The following is a 21,349-nucleotide window of genomic DNA, read 5'->3' as shown; positions in this document are numbered from 1 at the left end:
GTGTAGTACAGAATCTATTGGATAACGATAGCACCAGGCCGCAAAAACGGGCATATCACAGCCCGTATCAAGATCAGCAGGTTTTTCTGACCACTAGCTCGGTGCTGATCACATGACTCTTCATGGGTTTCAGGCCGAGAATCATTTCCGCAGCCAGTTTTCCTTTGGTTTTCTGAGGCTGGTGAATGGTTGTCAGACGATAGTTTGCTGCAGCTGGAATATCGTCAAATCCGGCGATTCGAATGTCTTTGGGGACTTCCAGATTCATCTGTTCGCAGGCTTGCAGTGCACAGATGGCGACGGTATCGCTCATACACAGCAGTACTTCCGGGCGTGGATAGCACATCAGGCATTCACGCACGGCCTGGTAGGCATATTCTTCGGAATTTTCCGGAATGGTCCAGATCCACTCGTCTCCCAGGCGGTGACCATTGATCTCGCGAATCGCTTTTTGATAACCCTCCAGCCGGCGTCTGGATATGGAGTTATGAGGATCAAACAGCGTTTGGTTGCTGATCCGGCAGACTGATTGGGTGGATGCCAGTTTCAGCCCCAGAATGGCAGCGGATTGTGGCTGCCCGGCAAATGCCTGAAAGGTTATCTGGTAGGCGGCAAGTTCGTTATTGATATGAATAAAAGGGGTGTCGGGCAGATCAAAGTCCACCGTCACAATCGGCTTTTTGTGTTGCAGCAATCGGTCAAGTACTTCCGGGTCACGGGGATTTCCATACAGCACAAAGCCGTCCGCAAATGAGTCGAACTGGCGGCTTTCGTAGAACTCCGCCCGGCTTGGCAGCAGCAGCAGGTTGATATTGGCATTATCGAACGTCTCGGCCAGACCAGACAAAAAGCGTGAAGCTATCGGATCGCTGAAGTTATATTGCAGCCGGTCCGACAGCGCCACACCAATGATGCCGCTGTTGCCCATTTTCAGACTTCGGGCCGCAGCATTCGGTCCGAAATATCCGAGCTTACGACATTGCTCAAGTATGTGAGAACGTAGTTTTGCCGATAATTGATCAGGCCGGTTAAAGGCATTCGACACCGTAGCAGTCGATACCTTTAGCTCTGCTGCGACATCTTTGAGTGTCAGTTTTTTCATTCGCCTAAGGTCAAATAGCAACCACCTAATGCAGGTAGTATTAATTCCCCTGTGGCTTTGTCGAATTGACTGTCGAGGCCGTGACCTGTGAGTTCATTTTTGACGGTCTGCTGCAGGGTCATTTGTTGTTGTTGTCCAGTCAGGTTAATAACCACCAGAATTTTTTCATCATCCAAAGAACGGATAAAAGTCAGTACTTCCGGGTTGATGGTTAACCAGTCAATGTCACCGGTTACCAGTGCCGGATATTGTTTCCGCCAGCGTAGAAAGTTTTGTACAAATCGCAGGCTTGATTGCGGCTGTTGCAATTGAGAGGCTGGATTCCGTGCCAGGTGTGGCTGGTAAATTGGCAGCCAGGGTTTGGGGTTGCTGGAAAATCCCCCGTTTTCATCCCAGATCATCGGTACCCGGCAGCCGTCCCTACCTTTAAATTTGGGCCAGAATTCGATGCCAAAGGGGTCCTGAAGATCTTCAAATGGGACATCCGCTTCTTCCAGCGCCAGTTCCTCGCCCTGGTATATGCAGGCGCTGCCACGCAGACTCAATAAAAAGCTCAGACTGGCCTTGGCAAATGCGTCCTGATCCAGTCCCTGTCCCCAACGGGTAGCGCTGCGCACCGTGTCGTGGTTACTGAGTGAAAAGCACGGCCAGCCGTCATCCAGGTGGTCTTTAATCGATTGCTGAACCGTACGGATATACTCGGCACTGTGCTCTTCGCGTAACAGCTCAAACGTATAGGCGGAGGTCAGTTTGTCACCACCGGAGGTATATTGCGCCATGACTTTCAGACCTTCGGGGGCTCCGATTTCACCCACAGTAAAGCGATCACCCTGATACTGATTCATCAGCGCGCGCAGCCGTTTCAGAAACTCCAGGTTTTCCGGCTGGGACACCTGCCGGGTGTGATATTGGCGGCTGAATGGTGTTAACGGGTCCGCACCGATGAACTGTTGCCAGGACTCGGTCTTCGGTGGGTTGTCACGTAATTGCGCGTCATGAACGTAAAAGTTCGATGTGTCCAGGCGGAAGCCATCGACACCTAAATCCAGCCAGAATCTGGCGATATCCAGAATGGCATCCTGCACCTCACGATTGTGAAAGTTGAGGTCTGGCTGGCTGGCCAGAAAATTGTGCTGGTAATACTGCTGACGGGTGGTATCCCATTGCCAGGCGGGTCCGCCAAACATGCTCAGCCAGTTATTCGGCGCAGTGCCGTCAGGCTTTGGATCTGCCCATACAAACCAGTCTGCCTTGGGATTATCAAGGCTTGAACGACTTTCTTTGAACCATACGTGTTGATCGGAACAATGGCTGTATACCTGATCAATAATGACTTTCAATCCGAGAGTATGAGCTTTGTCCATCATTGCCCGGAAATCAGCCAAGGTACCAAACATCGGATCAACATCGCAGTAGTCAGAAATGTCGTAACCGAAATCCTTCATGGGGGAAGTAAAAAACGGTGATAGCCAAATAGCATCGACACCGAGCTCGGCAATGTAGTCCAGATGTTTGATAATACCGGCAATATCACCAATACCATCGCCATTGGCATCGCAAAAGCTACGGGGATAGATTTGATAAATGACTGCACCGCGCCACCATTCAGATACATGACTCATAATCGGTTTACTTCCTGAATTCAAAATTAAAGTAACTTCCCTATTACAGCACAAGCATACGGTCCCTGAGAGTTATCGTGACAACAATGTTGTCAAATGTGACCCTGCACTGCCAGATGTACTCTTTGGCCTGCAGGGGCGGTTTCCGGTTCGATGGATATGGATCGTTCCGGAAACCGGGTACACGTGAGCATTAGCCGCCTTTGACTGAGCCGGCCAGCAATCCACGTACAAAGAAACGCTGTAAGGAAAAGAACACTATCAGTGGCACGATCATGGTAATAAAAGCACCACTGGTCAGCAGCTCCCAGTTATTGCCGCGTGATCCCAGCATTTCTTTCAATTGCGCGGTCATGACCGTTTTGTCGTCGGCGATACCCAGAAACACCAGTGAAACCAGCAGATCATTCCAGACCCACAGGAACTGGAAGATGGCAAAGGATGCCAGCGCTGGCACAGATAATGGCAGTACAATGGTGCGGAAAATCTGAAAGTGACTGGCACCGTCCATGCGGGCAGATTCCATGATTTCCTTCGGCAGTCCGGCCATGTAGTTGCGTAACAGATAAATGGCCAGTGGCAGACCAAACGCCGTATGCGCCAGCCAGATACCTGGATAGGATTTGGCGGGAAAGCCAAAATACCCCCCTACTTCGTTATACAGTCGTAATACTGGAATCAGTGACATTTGCAAAGGTACGACCAGCAGGCCAACCACCAGTGCCAACATCGTGGCGCGTCCCCTGAAATCGATCCAGGCCAATGCGTAAGCTGTGAATGCAGCTATCAGGATAGGAATAAACGTAGCCGGCAGGGTAACGGTTGCGGAGTTGACGAATGCCCGGCCGATACCTTCGGAAGTCAACACTTTATAGTAGTTTTCAAAAGTGAAGCGAGGGGAATGTTTGGCGACAAAGAACAGTCGTTTTCCCCGAGAGTTGGTAAATGCCTCGTTACTGCTCAGGGTATATTGTCCGGTAGTCGTGAGCGTTAGACTCTGCCCTTTGCCAATATCAGCCGTTTCCCCGGCTTGATAGGCTTCCAACTCATCAGACCTGAGTCCAAACGTCAGTACCGTGCCTTTATTGCTGCCTTCGAAAACAGAACCGGTGATGACGTAGCGACCATCTTGCTGTTGCTGGTCATCGGCATTCCCCATTCGCACCACGTCATTGGATATTTTGGAGCTCAGAGATGTCCACCAGCCGGAAATAGCCAGTTGGTCTTTGTCACGTACGGAGCTGATCAGCAAACCCAGAGTTGGAACCGACCAGATCAGCACAAAAAACAGCACGGTTGCATGCTTCAGCGCTTTTCCCGGTGTCATGCGGTGTAGACCGCCGCCCATAATGCTCATAACTCCTCCTTGCGGACGTTGCGAATGTTCCACCACATGATTGGCAGTACGGCCACCATGAGCACCACTGCAATAGCACTGCCTCGCCCGGCATCACCGGCACGGAACATGGTATCGAACATCATATTGGCAATGACCTCTGTGTCCCACTGACCGTTGGTCATGGCATACACAATATCGAATACTTTTAGAACGGTGATGGTGATGGTGGTCCAGACGACCAGAATGGTGCCGACCACCTGTGGAATAATGATTTTGAAAAAAATCTGCATTTCATTGGCACCTTCCATGTGAGCGGCTTCGAGGGTTTCTTCCGGTACCCCGCGCATGGCTGCACCCAGAATGACCATGGCAAACCCGGTCTGAATCCAGATCAGAATAATCATCAAAAATATATTGTTCCAGAATGGCAGCGTAATCCAGGCCTGAGGTTCACCTCCCAAGCCTACCCAGATGGCATTCAATAGGCCGATCTGTTCAGAATCCGGTCCGCGAAAATCGTAAACAAACTTCCAGATGACGCTGGCGGCCAGAAAGGAAATGGCCATCGGTAAAAATATCAGGGTTCTGGCAGCCTGACCCCACCAGATACGGTCAGTCAGATAAGCGATCAGCAGCCCCAGGAACGTACTCATGGATGGTACGATGATCAACCAGAGAATGTTGTTGCCGATGGACTGTAGAAACTCCTTGTCATGGAAAGCCCAGATGTAGTTGGCCAGTCCAACCCATTCGAAACTACCACGATCCATAAACGAATACTGGACAGTTTTGATCACCGGATAAATCAGAAAAATACTTAATAACAGTAGTGCTGGACCTACAAAAATGAGGGGTTGCACGATGCTGCGTACACGTTCCCGCCGGTCACGACTGCGATGGTCAAGACCCGACGCGGTCGCATAATAATCCAGCAACGCGTTAGCACCATAAAAGAATGCAATACACACCCCAACTGACAACACAATAGCGGTAGCAGCACCGAACAGTTGCTGTAACACAACCGGCCTCCTAACAAATATGAAATGAATTATGCGGGTTCCGATGACTCGGAACCCTGAAGACTGACGTCAGATCGTTATTTGATCTGATCCCAGCTTTTCTGAATCGCATCAGCGACAGATTTGGCTGAAGCACCACTGGTGTAGTCAACCATACCGGTCCAGAACGCACCGGCACCAATGGCACCAGGCATCAGGTCAGAGCCGTCAAAACGGAACGTTGTGGCATTCAGCAGAATGTCTCCCATCTTACGGGCTGTATCTGTTGCGTAGGCCTCCTTATTGACCGTTTTTAACGGAGTCAGGAAGCCGGACTGCGCCATCCAGATTTCGTTGGCCAGATTGGTCTTCAGGAAGTCCAGAAAGACACGGGTTTCTGGAGAATCCTTGGTGATGGCCCATAGGGTACCTGCGCCAAGTACTGGTTTACCCAGATCTTTGCGGGCATAAGCTGGGAAATAGAAGAAGTCGACATCTTCACCCACTTTTGTGCCTTCCGGGAAGAATGAAGGAATGAAGGAAGCCTGACGATGCATGTAGCATTTTGGTGGCACAGTAAACAGACCTCTCGGGCTGTCACGGAAATCAGTTGTTGCAACAGCAGCAGCCCCACCATCGACGTATTTGTCGTTTTTGGCAAATTCGCCGAACACTTCAATCGCTTTGATGACGCGAGGATCATTAAATGGAATGGCATTGGTAACCCACTGGTCATAGACGCTTGGTGGCTGGGTTCTGAGCATCAGATCTTCCACCCAGTCAGTTGCCGGCCAGCCAGTCGCGCCACCGGAACCCAGACCGATACACCATGGCGTACCTCCGTCAGCCACAATCTGATCGGACAGTGCCAGCAGCTCTTCCATACTTTGCGGAACTTCGTAACCTTGTTCATCAAAGTTATCCGGTGAATACCAGACCAAAGACTTCAGATCCACTTTGTAGAAGAAGCCGTACAGTTCTTTCTTGCCGCTTTTGTTTTTATAGGTGCCGAGGTCAACCCAGGACTGACCTGCTGCGTAATTGTTTGCAACCCATTTTTTGGTGTCGTCACTCAGCGGATACAAATAGCCTTTGGACGCCAGATCGGAAGCCAGACCTGGTTGTGGGAAAATGGCGATGTTAGGTGCACTGCCACCCTGCACGTCGATCACGATTTGCTGTTCGAAACTGTCTGAACCCGCATAATCGACTTTGGCACCAGTGGCATCTTCAAAATAAGCCATAACAGAGCTTACCAGGGCTTCATCCTGTGCCAGCCAGGGGCCAAACACGCTGATGGTTTTTCCGGACAGGTCTATATTTTCAAATTTTTTCAGATCTTCCCAGTGAAACGGGCCTTTGCCTTTTTCAAATTTCAGATCTGCGGCAACGGCACCAGTCGCCGTAGCAGCTGCCAGTGCCACTGCCGTGGCAAGAGTGATTTTTTTGAGCGACATTCGCAGTACTCCTGTTGTAGTTATTTTTTGGGTTCTTAAATCCTTCAGAGCCGGAACTCCGTTCAGATTTAGTTAGCCTAATGTCCATGACACTACGTGTCATTGCTTTAAGGCAATACACCTTAAACGTTTAAGGCGGTATTTCAATGAATCATTAAATTTTTGTTATTAAAAAATGTCTAAAACAAAACCATGATTCAAGCTGTTTCTAAAAACGCCCAAACCGTCTTAAATTTTCCAGATGTCGCGGCTTGGTTTGGCATTTTTTACAGTAAAAATGATTGCCTGATTCTGATTCAGATCCACTGCCAGTGAAATGGTTGAATCCTCTAATTGCCAGCTTAGAACAAATTCGTGATTAGCTGTACTTTCAAAACTGAAAACACCATTAAACTCGGGCGCTTCATTACGAATACGGATCAGTTCAAACAATTTCTGAACAACGGGTTGCTGTATGTGCGCTTCAATATCCTGTTCGGAAAAATAACGGCGATTGATATCCCTGCCGACTTTAGTCGTTGCCAGCAATTCCATATCGTTTTTGCCGGCCAGCAGTCCCTGGTAGTAAACCTGTGGGATACCTGGTGCAAAAAACTGGATTGCTCTGGCAATTAGGTATAACTGGTCATTTTTACCGAGGGCATCATAGAAGCTACAGTTAACTTGATAAAGATCCAGATTGGAGGCGGCAGCACCGGTCGCAAGACGACTCTCGCTATTGGAATGACGGTGAATTTGTTCGACCAGATCATCAATCTGTTGTGGTGCCAGTAATCCGGGGCGGCCATTATCGGCACCCACGTCGATTACACCGATACCATCGTGAGTATCGAGAACGGTAATACAGTTCCGAGGGGAAACGTTAAACCACTGCATTAACGGTGCAGCATCCTTATTAAAAAGCGTATGCAGTATCAATGGCGGCAGGGCAAAATCGTATACCCGATCAACCTTGGCGGCGATTTCAATCTGAGTCTGATAATAACTGTGTATTTCCACCAGAACTTCTATATTACGGGCTCTGGCCTGTTCGGTCAGCTGAGCAATGAAATCAAACGTTTCCGGTATCATGAAGCATGATGTATCCGGGCGTTTAATTGCATAACCTGCTGCATCCAGACGGATAGTGGATATGCCGGCTTGATGAAACTCATCCAGGATGTTTAACAGATATTGCTGGCCCTGCTCTGATTCAACATCAATATCAATCTGTTGTGCGGTGAAGGTAGTCCAGAACAACCGGGTACTGCCATCCGCCAATTTGATCATGCTCCAGGGCAGATTTGGCCGGGGGCGATAGATGCTGCAAATCTGTTGTTCTGTCACCCCATCGGGGAAGACAGAGTTCATGGTCAAAAACAGTTTATTGAACTTTGATTGTTCACCTTTGGCCAGGACGTCCTGGAACTGTGGTGACTCGCTGGAAACGTGGTTGACGATCAGGTCTGCCATCAAATCTGCCTGACCGGACAGGCGCTTGATATCCTGCCAGTCTCCGAGACGGGGATCGACCTGAGCATGATTGCTGGGGTCGAAACCGGCATCAGCACCATCAAAAGGCGTAAAAAACGGGAGCATGTGAATACCCCCAAATAAGCCCTTGAGAGGACCTGACAATATTCTCTCTAAAGTTCTGATATCACCTTTGCCCAAACGATCGATATAGGTAATAAGCTGAACCTGGTTTTTCATATTGGTTGTCCGTACCTGTCTAAGATGTCTATAGAAACTGTGTTTCGCTGACGGTGTTGTAATTATTGACCTGCAATTGGAACAACGCCAATACCAAGCCCGATCCTCTCAGCCGGTTGATTTTCTCTGCTTGAGCTGGATCTATCATCGGTGAGCCGGACAGTGGTGCGGCTCATAACTGTTTTTATGCTAAGAATATGGTGGCAATCTTAAACGTTTAAGTAAAAAAGCTTCAAGCAATTTTTGATGAGTCATGAAATTTTGTGTCAAAAGTTGATTCAGGTTAATTGCCACGCTGCTACTTGATGTGTTTTCGCCTGACCGCGAGTTGATGTGGGTAACGGAATATGTAAAGAAGGAAAGGCTATTAGCGGCGTTTCATGAAACCATGATAGAAAAGCGGCAGTTGAATCCGAACCGTTGCCCCATAGGTAAGATAAAGGTTCGACTCAAAACGATGTATTCAATGGAGACACATAATGACTGTTAAAGCAGCAGATATTACCGCACTGATCGGTGATACAGATTTGGTTCGTTTACAACGATTGCCTGAGGCCGGTAGTGCCGATGTTTATGTGAAACTGGAATCCAGAAATCCAGGCGGTTCGGTAAAAGACCGCATCGGGTTGGCAATGATTACCGCAGCGGAGGCTTCCGGACAACTTAAGCCTGGTGGCACAATTATTGAGCCAACATCCGGTAATACTGGGATTGCGCTGGCGCTGGTTGCGGCAGCCAGGGGATATAAATGTATTCTGACCATGCCGGACACCATGTCGGTGGAGCGCCGCCAGCTGCTCGCCAGCTATGGTGCTGAGATTGTTCTGACGCCGGGAAAAGAAGCCATGACGGGGGCGATTAACAAGGCTAAAGAATTATTGGAACAATATCCTGATGCTTTTATGCCACAGCAGTTTGAGAACCCCGCCAATCCGGAAGTTCACCGAAAAACCACAGCCGAAGAAATATGGAAAGCGACTGACGGTAACATTGATGCGTTTGTTGCTGGCGTGGGTACCGGAGGCACCATCAGTGGGGTGGCGTCAGTGATCAAGTCACGTAACAGTGCGTTTCAGGCCATCGCTGTTGAGCCGGAAGAATCACCGGTCATTTCAGGGGGCACCCACAGTCCTCATAAAATCCAGGGTATCGGTGCCGGTTTCATCCCTGCAAATCTCGCGGTTGAGCTGCTTGATGGTATCGAAAAGGTGAATACTGCGGATGCGTTCGCGATGCGTGAACGATTGATCAAGGAGGAAGGTATTTTCGGAGGTATTTCCGCCGGGGCAAATGTGGCAGCGGCGTTGCGGGTGGCCAAGAAACTGGGAGCGGGTAAAACCGTGGTGACGGTGATCTGCGATACAGGTGAACGCTATCTGAGCATGTCTGTATAACTCTGTTGATCTTCAATATCTGAACAGGCAGAGCAGACATACTGGTCTTCTCTGCCCCAAAAGTCTTTTCTCTTTATATCTTTAGTGCGTATTCTTTTTTAAGCCCTCGTTAACAACGGTTGTCTGGTGCATACCTTTGCCAGGGCAATCAAATGGATCATTTCAGAATATCGTCATCTTTGCCTGTTAACCTCCCTGGACTTTCCTTCTGACAGAGATGTATGGATATGCCTATTATTTCGCGACGTCGTTTTTTACAGCTCAGTGCTCACGCTGCTGGCAGTATTTATGTTACTTACGCATTTGTCGGCTGTGCGCCGGAGGATGATGACAATGATAAGGCTCCGGCAGCACCCGCTGAACCACTCGGACGCGGAACATTTGAACATGGGGTTGCTTCCGGGGACCCACTCAGTGACAGTGTGATTCTATGGACTCGCGTGACCCCAGAGAGTGCCAAAGCAACGGCAGTTGTTGTTGAATGGCAGATCTATGCAGAAGCCGATGCAACCCAGGTTGTTGCTCAGGGGCGCGGTGAAGCGAAGCTGGAGAACGATTTTACTGTCAAAGTGGATATCCGCGGACTGTCTGCTGATACCCATTATCGTTATCAGTTCCGTACTGCCAGTCATGAGTCTACACAGGGACACACCCGCACGCTGCCTTCGGGGTCTGCCAGTCAGTTGAGAATGGCGGTGTTGTCCTGTTCAAATTACCCGGCCGGTTATTTTCATGTCTATCAATCGGTGGCGAAGATCGAAGACCTGGATCTGGTGTTACACCTGGGAGACTATATTTACGAATATGGTGCCAATGGTTATGCCACTGATGACGCCAAAACGATGGGCCGCGTTCCACAGCCGGCTGGCGACTTGGTCAGTCTGGAGGATTATCGTACCCGTTATGCCCAGTATCGGACGGATGCGGATTTACAGCTGGCACACGCGAAAACGCCGTTTATCCTGGTCTGGGATGATCACGAAGTTGCCAATGATTCCTGGAAAGCCGGTGCCGAAAATCACCAAGCCGGACAAGGTGATTATATGGATCGCAGAGCCGCTGCTTTTCAAGCCTACTTTGAGTGGCTGCCGATCCGTCCGGTCAATGCTGGCAGTGATTCATTAATGGAGCCCACCAGCATTTATCGTCAGTTTGTCTGGGGCGATCTGGCCAACCTGTTGATGCTGGATACGCGTCATGAGGCCAGAGATCAGCAGCTGGATCTGGCCGGCTTTTACGATGCCGCCACCCAGGGCATCAATACCACTGCATTATCTGCTGCTATTAACAATGAAGAGCGGCAGTTGCTTGGCAGTACTCAGCTGGACTGGTTACAAAATGCGATGTCTGCGTCCAAATGTACCTGGCAGATTCTGGGTCAGCAGATTCTGATGGCACGCATGCATTTCCCTTATGCCATTGTGACACAGGCGATGTCGATATCTCAGTATGCGGAGCTGGCACAGTTGGCAGTTTTGGCCCAGCGGGCAGCGGCTTCAGATCCTTCCTTAACGGCTGAGCAAATGGCTTATGTGCAGGCGAATCAGTCACGCCTGACAGATCAGGTCATGGCTCTGCTACAAGCACCCAATCTCCCCTATAACCTCGATGCCTGGGATGGTTATGGTGCTGAGCGTGAGCGGTTACTGGCAATTGCCCAAACCCTGAATGTCAAACTCGTCAGTCTGGCTGGAGACACTCATAATGCCTGGGCCAGCCAGTTGACCAATGCCAATGGTGATGCGGTCGGTGTGGAACTGGCAACTGCATCAGTATCGTCACCCGGACTGGAAGTGTATTTGAATATTGATGCGAGCAATTATGCCGCCACTGAAGCGGGTATCGTTTCTTTGGTAAAAGATCTTCAATATATGAATACCGGTGATCGCGGTTGGCTGCTATTGGACATTAATCATGATGAGATTGTGGCCGACTGGCAGTTTGTTTCGTCTGTCAAAACCCGGGAATTTGAATTACAGACAGCGCGCCAGAAGCAGTTTAAGGTTACAGCGACACAACCGAATCAGCTTCAGGATGTTGTTCTCTGAGGACTCTAAATGAACCGCCGTGCTGGCGGTTCAGAACAACATAATGCTGCCTTTTACCAGGTAACTGATGCCAATGATTGCCAATACTGCTGACGTAATCGTACGAAACTGACCGTCATTCATGCGTGCCAGAATCTTTGCGCCATAGTGACTGCCGGCACTGGCCAGTATAATGATGACCGGTAATACCCACCAGGCAATGAAATCGGTCTGCAGGTGACCGATAGCGATGCCGGACCAGAAAACCAGCTTGGAAATATGGCCAACTGTCTGAGTGATCGCCTTTGTTGCCAACACCTGATAGCGGCTGAGCTTGGAACGGATAAAAAACAGATCCAGAATGGAGCCGGCGACCCCTACCAGTAGCTGACTGGCTGTCACTAAAATACCACACAGCAGTGCGTTGCGAGGTTTGCTGACTTCGATGCGGAGTTGCTTGGGGATTATCTGACTGATCAGTGCAACTGACCCCAGGGCAATAAAAAACCAGGGCTTGGATATCGTTAGTGCAAAGAAGAAAAAACTGATCAGCGTTATCTGACTCCCCATCAAATACCAGCGAAAGATAGACCAGTGTATTTCCCTTCTATGAATCCAAGCCCTGGATAAGTTCGCAACTGTCTGTGTCAGACCATGTACGATCATTGCCTGGGATAGCGGCATGATGATGGCCAATACGCCCATCAGTATCATACCGCCACCCATCCCGAGTACTCCTGACAATAAGCTCGTCAGGGCAATCGTTGAGAAGGCAATGAACCACATGGAATGACTCCGTAAGTGCGAGGAACGGGGGGTATTCTGCACCCTGGGAATAATCCACAATAGCGAATATTATTAAAGCGATATATTCCAAAGAGGAAAGTTTTGTGTTGGCCAATATTGAAGCACTGATTGCCCTGGACAAACATCAGACTATGAGTGCCGCGGCGCTGGCATTGCGGATCAGCCAGTCTGCTATCAGCAAGCGGATCGCGCTACTGGAACAGCAATTGGGCGTTCAGTTGATTACCAAGCAAGGACGAAAAGCAGTGTTTACCGAGCAGGGAACAGCCTTCATTAGTAAAGTCAGCCCTCTGGTGGCGGACTTGAATCTGATCATTCAGCAGCAAAGCCAGACCTCACAACAGCGTCTTAGCATCGGTGTTTCCGAGGCCATATTATCTTCCTGGGGTGGGAATCTGCTGAAAAATGTCAGTGAACAGATAGAAGGACTGATTTTTGATATTCACGCACACCGGACGCCGACAGTGATCGATAAGATTCAGTCCGGTCACTATCAGTTGGGTATTTGCGCTGGCAAACTGCCGCAAACACCGGGGCTGGTGGTGGAGCTGCTCAATATGGAGCCAATGGTCATCTTGGCCAAGAGTAAAGACCTTGCGCTTTTGAAGCAGGAAAGGGAGGCAGGTAAAACCATCGACATTATTGGCATTGAGCGCAAATCCAACACTTGGGAATGGTTAAAACCACTGTTGGCAGAATTTAACCTGCATCAGTCGATGCAGGTGGAGTCTTCTTTTGCAGCGGCACAGCTGGCGATATCCGGGTTTGGTCATGCGCTGGTCCCTTTGGGAGTGGCCAAAGCATTGAATGCCATGCCTTTTGCGCTGATGCCGGATCCCGAACATCTGTACCGGCCGAGTTTTCTGGTGTGTCGTAAATCGACATTCAATCAGCGTGAGGCTCGTAAAGTGGTCATGCAAATCCAATATTTTGCTGGCACACTTTAGAGCCTCTTTACAGGGCTATCGTATTACTGGCATTCGCTAGCCTTATTCTTGTTACAGAAACCGTTGCGAATATAACTGTTGATTGCCTCGGCACTTATGTTGGTGTCCCAATTACCTTTTTGTTGTGCCATTAACAACTTGATTAACGCTGCCATTTCTGTATCTGCATTCAATCCTGAAGCGTATCCAAGAGAGGATAAATAGCTGGAAATGGAGCGATTCGGGTCTTGATAATCAATAGACCGGGGCATAGACGTCTTGTCGCCTGAATAGCGGCGGTACTCATCCAGACTCAAGTAAGCAGAGCCCTGTCCTGAGAACCAGTTGGTCTGCTCTACTTCTGAGTAATAGTTGTTATTGGCCAGAGTACCAATGCCTTTATTAACAGAGTATTGCAACAGGCGGCCAGGTCGTTGAACCTTAGCATTCTTTCCCTGGATATCATTATTGTGAAAATCAAAGGATAGGATTTCGTCATATCCGGTGAAATTGACCAGAACCTGACTGCTGTAGATATCGTAGATGGTGTTATCTCTGATCTCTGTATTGGACATTTCTCCGGTCATATACAAGGCATAGTTATTGTTGTTTTGAGTATCGAATTGTCCCCAGTGCGCAAATATGTTGCCGCTGACCAGTCCACCTTTCCAGTCCGCCAGATCCATTCCCCAGCCAAGATCCCGCCTTGACGGTTGAGTTCGGCCTATATTCATCAGAACATTATTGGTTACGTAGATTTCCTGAAATCTTGGTCCGTTGTTCTGATCTTTATTACCGCTCAGACCAATACCAACTTCGCCTTCGAGATAGAGATTGTTATCCACCAGCAGGTTCCAGGCTTTGATCTGGTTAACTCCGGATGTTGTGTTGGAGGTAAACTTGGTACCGATACTGGATGAACGTAAAAATAAATTATTTCTGACAATAGTGTTCCTGGGTTCTACAAAATAAATGTTGTGGTTGTAGTAAGTTGCCTGACCTTCACTGTCATCACTCCCAGTTCCTCGTTTATACCAGCCGTTGTGGTCAAAAATGTTTTCTTCAATTAACGATGAAACATTATCGGAGTACATACCTTGCGGATGCTGCCCAGGTACCGCTGCATAATTGTTGGTTATCAGGTTTCGTCTGAAAATGATGTCTATAACCTCAGAATTATCATCGGTTGACTGGAAATAGTTGCTCGAAAACCAGTCGAACCAGCAGTCTTCAATCAGCACATGGCCGACGATATCCAAACCGCGAAAACCCAGTGCCTGACCCATAGAATGCCAGTCAAAGTTGCTGTCTTCCTTACCATCACCGTCCTGGTCCGGATTACGCCCACTGGCCACGACATATAATCCGACAGCAGCTGAATAGGGAGCATTATTGAAGTTTAGTCCCCAGCCTATACCGGTATCGATGACAGGCCTTTCTGTTGCCGGGCCATAACTGGTGAAAACCTGTCGTTCGGAGGCTGAGCGACCGGCTTTAAGGGCAAGATCGAAGCCCGGGGTTTTAGTAAAGGTGTCTCCGCGCTTAAATAGCAGGTAGTCTGGTTTCCCGGCTCTTAATTGTTTGAAAGCGGCTTCCATTGTCTTATACGCTAAAACCGTACCAGCAGGGTTGCGATAGTCACCACCGATTTCACTATCCTTGGGTGCGTAGGTCTTCGCAGTATTGTCGTCACCACTCGTGGTTGAAATATAGATCAGCCGTGAGTCGGACGAAGGCGTTAAGATTGACCAGCCATCCGCATCCTGTTTAGGGAGTTTAAAGTTGCTTTCCCAGCTGACACGATAATTATCGTCAAATTCAGCAGTTACGATAATGGTGCGTGTTATGGTTGCTTCGTGCCCATCAGAATCAACGACTGTATAGGTAATGGTGTATTTGCCAGCAGCAGAAATATTAAGATTCGAATCAACAGAAATACTGGACGTCAGATTACCATCCTGGGCATCCTGAGCTGTGGCTCCGGGGTCAACAAAGTCGCTACCCGCTAGCAGCTGCATATTTTTAATGCCGTTCAGTCGAATCTCTGGTCCTTGATCGCTTGGGGCAACAATAAAGGAACTGTTGGGGTTAGTGGAATCACCTTCGATGGTGCATGCGGCCAACAGAGTACAGCAAAACACTGTCAGGAAATATTTGGGTTTAATAAAGTTCATATTTCTTTCTCATAACGTCTGTTGTTTATGGTTCCATGAAATTGCACGTGGAGCGAGTCTTAATTGGAAAATCCTTCCCGGAAATAGTTATTGATCGCACCCGCCATTAACTCTTTGTGCCACTTTCCCCTTTTCTGTGTTCTCAGGAGATCGGCTAAAATGTTTATTTCGGTAGTGCTATCGGCAATAGCGTTAAAATTCTTATCTTTCAGGTAGTTGGCGATCGTCCGATTGGGAGCTCGATAGAAGTGCGGGCTCTGAACAGATGAGTTGTCCCCAGTAATACGTTGATAACCAGCGAAATCAACATCCCGGGTATTTTTCAGCTCTGGCCAGATGTACTTATCAGTCGCACGAAACCAATAAGCATTGTTGCTATCGAAATAAAAATCGTTATTCGCAAAGTTCTGTGCTTTTGGGTGTATATCGTAGGCCATAATATAACCACCGGAATCATGAAGCAAAGTGACTTCGTTATTGGTAAAGGTAATATAGTTGCTGGCCTGAGCGACAAACTCTCTTGAACCCTGATCAGAAACTCTAATGACGCCTGTACCGGTGACAAGCCCATAGGCAATATTGTGATCAATGATGGTATTGGTCACATGGCCTTTGCTGTCAATGGCATAGACGTTTTTATAGTCACCAGTTTTATTATCATCCTGACCCCAGTTAAACATGAGATTACCCTGTACCAGGCCATTCTTCCAATCACTGATGCCGATGCCCCAGCCCAAACTTCGTTGAGTTGGAAATGTCCGGCCAATCGCGGTAAGGACATTATTGACGATGAGTATATTTTCCCAGCGTGGTCCATCATCCTGATCTTTATTTCCTCCCAAGCTGATACCAATTTCTCCTTCCGCATAAAAATTATTATCAACCAGGATGTTGCTGGCTCTAATACTATTGCTGCCTTCTGAGTCTTCAGAATTGGAAGTGAACTTATTACCAATACTCGAAGCTCTTAAAAAAACATTGTTACGAAAGATAGTGCCGTGCGCCTCCGGGAAGTACGTGTTGTGATTGAACATCGTGGCTTTTCCCTCTTCTTTCTGCTTCTCTTTTGGAGCATCCTTTTCCGTCTGTTTATACCAGCCATTGTGGTCGAAGATGTTTTCTTCCAGCAACATGGAGGTATAGGCTGAATACAACCCTTGAGAATGGGCAACTGTAGAATAGTTATTATTAAAGATATTACGTCGCACAATAATATCTTTAATAGTCAAAAAATTATCATTCTTATCAAATGCAAACGATTGAATAACGTTATTATCGAACCACTCAAACCAGCAGTCTTCAATCAGAAAACCGCCATAATCATTATATAGGGTGGCATTAATACCTTTGGTGCCATCGACATTATTGAAGCCAGCAAAATCACTTGAACTGGGGTTACGCTTACTGGCCTGAAAATGAATTCCGAGAATAGCCAGATAACCACTTTTATTAAGTTTTACTCCAGAGTTTGTGATCAATGGGCGATTGTCAGTCAGGTTACCATACGCACCAAAAACGGCTTTTTCTTCCGCTGAGCGGCCATAAACGTCGATATTTATTTCTGGGTTGGACCAGGTATCTCCACGTTTAAGCAAAACGTAGTCAGGGTTACCGGGTCGCATTTGATCTAACGCTGCCTCGATGGTGGCATAGGGCTTAACTGCGCCAGTTGGATTGAACGCATTTTCGCCAATGGCGGAATCGTCTGAAGTATAAATTGTAGCTGTTCTGTCATCCCCATCGCTGCTGACATAAATGATACGTGAATCTTTGGAAGGGGACAGAATTGACCAGCCATCGCTGTCCTGAGTGGGCAGATTAAAATCTTTAATCCAGTCTACATAGTAGTTATCACCCTCTTCAGCTACGGTAATCGTGCGGGAAACAGACACGGTATTTTCACTGGAGTCGGTGACAGAATAGCGGATGTCGTAGTGTCCCGGAACAGTGTTGATCACCTCAGACCTGGTGTCTATAAAGCCTGTCAGGTCACCATCCTGGTTATCGTAAGCCGTCGCGCCAGGGTCTTCGAAGTCGTCTCCAACAGCTATTTGTAAGTTGCTGCTGCCATTCAGAGTGATACTTGGTGCTGAACTATTGTTGGGAGTCGGATGTCCAATATCTTGAACAGTATTGGTGCTTTCATCACTGATTGTACAGGCATTGAGAATCATCACAGCGGATAATATCCATACTGTTTTAACACTAAGACAAGCTATTTCCTGTGGCATGCAATTCTCCTGGCAGAACATGCTCTGAATGATACCGCCGTTATTCAGAGGTTCCTGAGGCTACGACTCCTGTCTGTAGATAGTATTAGAATACGTCATCGTATAATGTAAAAATTTATATACTGCATTCGGTATTAAGGAAATATGAACTTTTCCCAATATTTCTTTCAATTTATAAAATGAACCCTTAATAGACGGCTATCAATTTATTTTGTGATGCTAACCAGCGCAGGTGTTAACTGACAAAAATGTTAACTGGCGCACGTTTTTCTGCAAAGCTTTAGTTGACTGAAATAGAAGCAGGCAAAAATTCAGTGTGTGCATTCTAAGGTTATGCATATATGAATGAAACAGGAAATAAGAATGAAGTTGTCTTTAAATGTACGAAGAAGCCTTACCGTATTTTCTCACTACAAGCGCAGCCTGGCATACATGTTTTCATTGGTATTTCACCTTATTGCCCTGACGCTCATGGTGGTTTCCATTTACAATTTCGTCCATGGTTTACTGACAGACTTCGCAGATATTGTAACGCTGATTATCAGAACCATTAATACACTGGTTATTTCTCTGGCCATGTATGAATTGGGAGTGGGTGTTGGCAAAGAGTATTCAACGGTTAAAAAAGGGGAAACGATTTTCCAGAACACCCGCCGAACCATTACCCGGTTTGTAGGAACGGTTTGCATCGCGTTGGTATTGGAAGCGTTGATCATGATTATCAAATACAGCCAATTGGATCTGGCCGGTAATTTGTACTATCCCGTCGGCATAATCGTGGCTTGTTCATTTTTGCTGTTCGCATTGGGCGGCTTTTTGCAGCTTACCGCCCATGTGGAGTAAATAAACTTAACCAAATCGATAACTGGAGGCTACGGCCCCGCCCAAGGCATTTTGGTCAAAGTAGACTCGGGTGACTGCGTCCTGTTCTGCAGCACCGACAGCAACCATCAGTGGAACCAAGTGATCTTCGCGGGGGTGGCTGATGCGTGCCGAAGGTGCCTCTGACCAGTGCCGCAGACGATCAGACCTGGCCTCGCCGCTCAGCTCCAGTGTTTCCCGCAGCCAATCGTCGAACTGGCTTGAAGGACCGCGCGCTGCAGGCCCTCGCAGGCGAAGATTATGGTAGCTCAGGCCGCTGCCAATGATCAGCAACCCTTCATCGCGTAGCCCCTGTAATGCGCGGCCGACTGCCAGATGCTCTTCCACGTTGTAACCTGATTTCAGGGATAATTGAAATATGGGCATATCTGCTTTTGGGTACATGATGTACAAGGGGGCGAAGGTCCCATGATCAAAGCCCTGACTAGCATCCATAACCGCATTTATACCCGCATCTTTAAGCTGTTGATGAACCCGGTTAGCAAATGCTGGGGCTCCAGGTGCCTGATATTGGATCTGATAGGTGTAATCCGGAAACCCGTAGTAATCGTAAATCATTGGTGGCTGAGCATTGCTCATAACGCTGAATGCTGGGGCTTCCCAGTGACCCGAAATGACCAGAATCGCTTTGGGTTTTTCCGGTAACTGTTTTGGAATATCGACCAGTGATTGCTCCAGTAGGGGCATCGTCTGTCGCATTTCAGGAACCCAGGGCCAAGGTCCGCCGCCGTGGGAGATAAAGTAGGTAGGTAACCGTGACATGGCTGTTCTCCATTACTGCTGTAATTGCGAAGCAGTGTAATGCGATTCGGTCTGCACGGATATTCAGAGTATTACAACGTCTTATTCAAATCCGATAACGGCCAGTGTAGTGTCTTGAATAACACCTATATTAAGAAAGCACCTCGAGATGTTCACTGCGAGGCGCAGCTCGCAGGCAATGGTGGCGTAAATGAGGATGTGAGACGGGGCTGACAACGTCCTGCGCGAAAATAGGCCATTTTTCAGATGGTTCCCTAAAAATCACTATCCGTTCATCAGCCCGGATTTCAGTAACTGATAAGCTGCTCCGGCTTCCGGAAAATGTTCTGAAACCCAGCTTTCGTCGTAGTAGCTGTCAAGATACCGGTTACCATGATCGCAAATGATGCTGACGATTATACCGGATTGTCCTGCGTCCAACATTTCTCTGGCCAGTAATAGGCAGGCATAAAAATTGGTACCGGTGGAGGCACCGACTTTGAAGTCCAGCAGGTCTGACAAGGTGTTCATGGCACCGATAGAATTGACGTCCGCAACCTTGATCATGCGGTCAATGACAGCCGCAATAAAAGAAGGCTCTACCTTTGGCCGGCCAATGCCTTCTATTCGAGAGCTATACAGTGCCGTTAATGTACGATTTCCACTGACGTAACTGTCGTAAAAAACCGAGTTTTCCGGGTCAGCGACACACAGCTGCGTCGTCATGCCGTGATAACGTAAATGACGTCCCATTGTCGTCGCAGTTCCGCCGGTTCCGGCGCTCATGACCAGATAATCAGGATGTGCCTCACCAAGGTCATTCAGCTGCTGGAAAATCTCTTCAGGCAGGTTGTTAGCCCGCCAGTTGGTGGCTCGTTCTGCATTGGTGAATTGATCGAGATAATAACCGTTCTGCTGATCCGCTATTTGTTGTGCTACTTCGTACACTTGGTGGGCATGTTCCACCATATGACAATGACCGCCAAAATCCTGGATGGCCTGAATCTTGGCTGCCGAGGTCGAATGAGTTATGACCGCAGTGAACGGCAGTTGTAGCTGACGGGCAAAATAAGCGATGGAGACTGCTGTAGATCCGGATGAAGCTTCCACCAACGGCGTATCTGAATGAATATAACCATTGCACAGACCGTAAAGTAATAAAGAACGTGCCAGTCGGTGTTTGAGACTACCGCTGGGTAGGGTTGATTCATCTTTCAAATACAGGGTAATTCCGGGTAGGGATGGCAGAGATAGTTTCCGCAGCGGTGTCGCCGGTGTATTTTGCTCCTCCTGTTCCAGCATGGCGATGGCGTTGAGCACCCATTGGCGTTGCTGACGGGACTCCGTGGAAGGATGTATAAACGTCATGTTCTGGCACTACCTCATTTGCAAAAAAAGTTTATAGTTCGCTTTCATTTCAAAATATTTTTGCGAAATTATGGAAAAGCTCGATAAAACTGATTTAAGTATCCTGTCTGTATTGCAACAAAATGCGGCTCTGCCAGTCGCGGAAATTGCCCCCCAGGTTAATCTGTCCATCACTCCCTGCTGGCGCCGGATTCAGCGCCTGGAGCGGGAGGGATATATTCGCAACCGGGTAGCGCTATTGGATCACAACAAACTGAATGTTGGGGTTACTGTATTTGTTGCTATAAAGACCCACGATCATTCCATTGAATGGCTGGAAAAATTTCGCAATACCGTTCAGCAGATTCCAGAGATTCTCAGCATGTATCGTCTCAGTGGTAGTGTTGACTATCTGCTTCACCTGGTGCTGCCTGACATCGCCGCTTATGACAAGGTCTATAAGCAACTCATTGCTGAGGTCAGTTTTCAGGAGGTTTCTTCCATGTTTTCTATGGAGGAAATGAAAGCCACAACGACCATTCCACTGAATTACTATGGGCTATTATGAGGGTTTTTTCGGAGTATTAATTTGCTATTTTGATGCTTGTAT

Annotated in this window: 16 protein-coding genes; 5 read left to right on the top strand and 11 right to left on the bottom strand. The window is 48.0% G+C overall.

Going from position 1 to position 21,349, the window contains the following annotated elements; translation table 11 throughout:
- Positions 1-73 precede the first annotated feature (73 nt).
- The 6 genes from ACQY6I_RS24105 to gtfA form a co-directional block, all read right to left on the bottom strand.
- The gene (locus tag ACQY6I_RS24105) at positions 74-1,102 is read right to left on the bottom strand and encodes a LacI family DNA-binding transcriptional regulator (RefSeq protein WP_428244208.1); all 1,029 of its coding nucleotides are present in this window, start codon (positions 1,100-1,102) and stop codon (positions 74-76) included.
- A complete protein-coding gene (locus ACQY6I_RS24100) occupies positions 1,099-2,724 on the bottom strand; it encodes an alpha-glucosidase (RefSeq protein ID WP_428244207.1) in 1,626 nt (541 codons plus the stop codon). Before ACQY6I_RS24100 ends, ACQY6I_RS24105 begins: the two co-directional genes overlap by 4 nt.
- Before the next feature lie 193 nt (positions 2,725-2,917).
- A complete protein-coding gene (locus ACQY6I_RS24095; RefSeq protein WP_428244205.1) occupies positions 2,918-4,081 on the bottom strand; it encodes a carbohydrate ABC transporter permease in 1,164 nt (387 codons plus the stop codon).
- Positions 4,078-5,082 (bottom strand): carbohydrate ABC transporter permease, encoded by a 1,005-nt coding sequence (locus ACQY6I_RS24090; protein ID WP_428244204.1) that lies wholly within the window; start codon positions 5,080-5,082, stop codon positions 4,078-4,080. The genes ACQY6I_RS24095 and ACQY6I_RS24090 overlap by 4 nt, the downstream gene beginning before the upstream one ends.
- A 77-nt stretch (positions 5,083-5,159) precedes the next feature.
- Positions 5,160-6,518, bottom strand: coding sequence for an ABC transporter substrate-binding protein (locus tag ACQY6I_RS24085; protein WP_428244203.1), 1,359 nt, complete (start codon positions 6,516-6,518; stop codon positions 5,160-5,162).
- Positions 6,519-6,746: 228 nt separating this feature from the next.
- Entirely contained in the window at positions 6,747-8,210 is a 1,464-nt protein-coding gene (gtfA, locus tag ACQY6I_RS24080) for a sucrose phosphorylase (RefSeq protein WP_428244202.1), read from the bottom strand.
- Between the two features lie 479 nt (positions 8,211-8,689).
- On the opposite strand from gtfA, the gene cysK reads away from it, so the two are divergent.
- Positions 8,690-9,604, top strand: a complete 915-nt coding sequence (cysK, locus tag ACQY6I_RS24075; RefSeq protein WP_428244201.1) for a cysteine synthase A — start codon at positions 8,690-8,692, stop codon at positions 9,602-9,604.
- A gap of 227 nt (positions 9,605-9,831) precedes the next feature.
- On the top strand, positions 9,832-11,652 hold the full coding sequence (locus ACQY6I_RS24070; RefSeq protein ID WP_428244200.1) for an alkaline phosphatase D family protein: 1,821 nt from the start codon (positions 9,832-9,834) through the stop codon (positions 11,650-11,652).
- A 30-nt stretch (positions 11,653-11,682) separates the two neighbouring features.
- Here the strand turns inward: ACQY6I_RS24070 and ACQY6I_RS24065 are convergent, their stop codons facing one another.
- A complete protein-coding gene (locus ACQY6I_RS24065; RefSeq protein ID WP_428244198.1) occupies positions 11,683-12,417 on the bottom strand; it encodes a TSUP family transporter in 735 nt (244 codons plus the stop codon).
- A gap of 104 nt (positions 12,418-12,521) precedes the next feature.
- Here ACQY6I_RS24065 and ACQY6I_RS24060 point away from each other — a divergent pair, with 104 nt between their 5' ends.
- Positions 12,522-13,385, top strand: coding sequence for a LysR family transcriptional regulator (locus ACQY6I_RS24060; RefSeq protein ID WP_428244197.1), 864 nt, complete (start codon positions 12,522-12,524; stop codon positions 13,383-13,385).
- A 23-nt stretch (positions 13,386-13,408) separates the two neighbouring features.
- On the opposite strand, the gene ACQY6I_RS24055 is transcribed toward ACQY6I_RS24060, so the two are convergent.
- Together ACQY6I_RS24055 and ACQY6I_RS24050 are read right to left on the bottom strand one after the other, a co-directional pair.
- Complete coding sequence (locus ACQY6I_RS24055) at positions 13,409-15,538, bottom strand: DUF5011 domain-containing protein (protein ID WP_428244196.1); 2,130 nt, start codon at positions 15,536-15,538, stop codon at positions 13,409-13,411.
- Positions 15,539-15,597: 59 nt separating this feature from the next.
- Entirely contained in the window at positions 15,598-17,769 is a 2,172-nt protein-coding gene (locus tag ACQY6I_RS24050; protein WP_428244195.1) for a DUF5011 domain-containing protein, read from the bottom strand.
- Positions 17,770-18,132: 363 nt separating this feature from the next.
- On the opposite strand from ACQY6I_RS24050, the gene ACQY6I_RS24045 reads away from it, so the two are divergent.
- Positions 18,133-18,612, top strand: a complete 480-nt coding sequence (locus tag ACQY6I_RS24045) for a hypothetical protein (protein WP_428244194.1) — start codon at positions 18,133-18,135, stop codon at positions 18,610-18,612.
- A gap of 6 nt (positions 18,613-18,618) precedes the next feature.
- On the opposite strand, the gene ACQY6I_RS24040 is transcribed toward ACQY6I_RS24045, so the two are convergent.
- Positions 18,619-19,413, bottom strand: a complete 795-nt coding sequence (locus tag ACQY6I_RS24040) for a DODA-type extradiol aromatic ring-opening family dioxygenase (protein WP_428244193.1) — start codon at positions 19,411-19,413, stop codon at positions 18,619-18,621.
- 264 nt (positions 19,414-19,677) lie between these two features.
- Entirely contained in the window at positions 19,678-20,760 is a 1,083-nt protein-coding gene (locus tag ACQY6I_RS24035) for a PLP-dependent cysteine synthase family protein (protein ID WP_428244192.1), read from the bottom strand.
- Between the two features lie 70 nt (positions 20,761-20,830).
- On the opposite strand from ACQY6I_RS24035, the gene ACQY6I_RS24030 reads away from it, so the two are divergent.
- Complete coding sequence (locus ACQY6I_RS24030) at positions 20,831-21,307, top strand: Lrp/AsnC family transcriptional regulator (RefSeq protein ID WP_428244191.1); 477 nt, start codon at positions 20,831-20,833, stop codon at positions 21,305-21,307.
- Positions 21,308-21,349: the final 42 nt, after the last annotated feature.

Source organism: Gynuella sp. (assembly GCF_050297175.1).
Lineage (GTDB): Bacteria > Pseudomonadota > Gammaproteobacteria > Pseudomonadales > Natronospirillaceae > Gynuella.
This window is presented reverse-complemented; position numbering and strand designations above follow the sequence as displayed.

Coding starts and splice junctions, on each gene's coding strand:
- ACQY6I_RS24105 (WP_428244208.1), bottom strand. CDS start 1,102: ATGAAAAAACTGACACTCAAAGATGTCGCAGCAGAGCTAAAGGTATCG.
- ACQY6I_RS24100 (WP_428244207.1), bottom strand. CDS start 2,724: ATGAGTCATGTATCTGAATGGTGGCGCGGTGCAGTCATTTATCAAATC.
- ACQY6I_RS24095 (WP_428244205.1), bottom strand. CDS start 4,081: ATGAGCATTATGGGCGGCGGTCTACACCGCATGACACCGGGAAAAGCG.
- ACQY6I_RS24085 (WP_428244203.1), bottom strand. CDS start 6,518: ATGTCGCTCAAAAAAATCACTCTTGCCACGGCAGTGGCACTGGCAGCT.
- gtfA (WP_428244202.1), bottom strand. CDS start 8,210: ATGAAAAACCAGGTTCAGCTTATTACCTATATCGATCGTTTGGGCAAA.
- cysK (WP_428244201.1), top strand. CDS start 8,690: ATGACTGTTAAAGCAGCAGATATTACCGCACTGATCGGTGATACAGAT.
- ACQY6I_RS24070 (WP_428244200.1), top strand. CDS start 9,832: ATGCCTATTATTTCGCGACGTCGTTTTTTACAGCTCAGTGCTCACGCT.
- ACQY6I_RS24065 (WP_428244198.1), bottom strand. CDS start 12,417: ATGTGGTTCATTGCCTTCTCAACGATTGCCCTGACGAGCTTATTGTCA.
- ACQY6I_RS24055 (WP_428244196.1), bottom strand. CDS start 15,538: ATGAACTTTATTAAACCCAAATATTTCCTGACAGTGTTTTGCTGTACT.
- ACQY6I_RS24050 (WP_428244195.1), bottom strand. CDS start 17,769: ATGCCACAGGAAATAGCTTGTCTTAGTGTTAAAACAGTATGGATATTA.
- ACQY6I_RS24045 (WP_428244194.1), top strand. CDS start 18,133: ATGAAGTTGTCTTTAAATGTACGAAGAAGCCTTACCGTATTTTCTCAC.
- ACQY6I_RS24040 (WP_428244193.1), bottom strand. CDS start 19,413: ATGTCACGGTTACCTACCTACTTTATCTCCCACGGCGGCGGACCTTGG.
- ACQY6I_RS24035 (WP_428244192.1), bottom strand. CDS start 20,760: ATGACGTTTATACATCCTTCCACGGAGTCCCGTCAGCAACGCCAATGG.
- ACQY6I_RS24030 (WP_428244191.1), top strand. CDS start 20,831: ATGGAAAAGCTCGATAAAACTGATTTAAGTATCCTGTCTGTATTGCAA.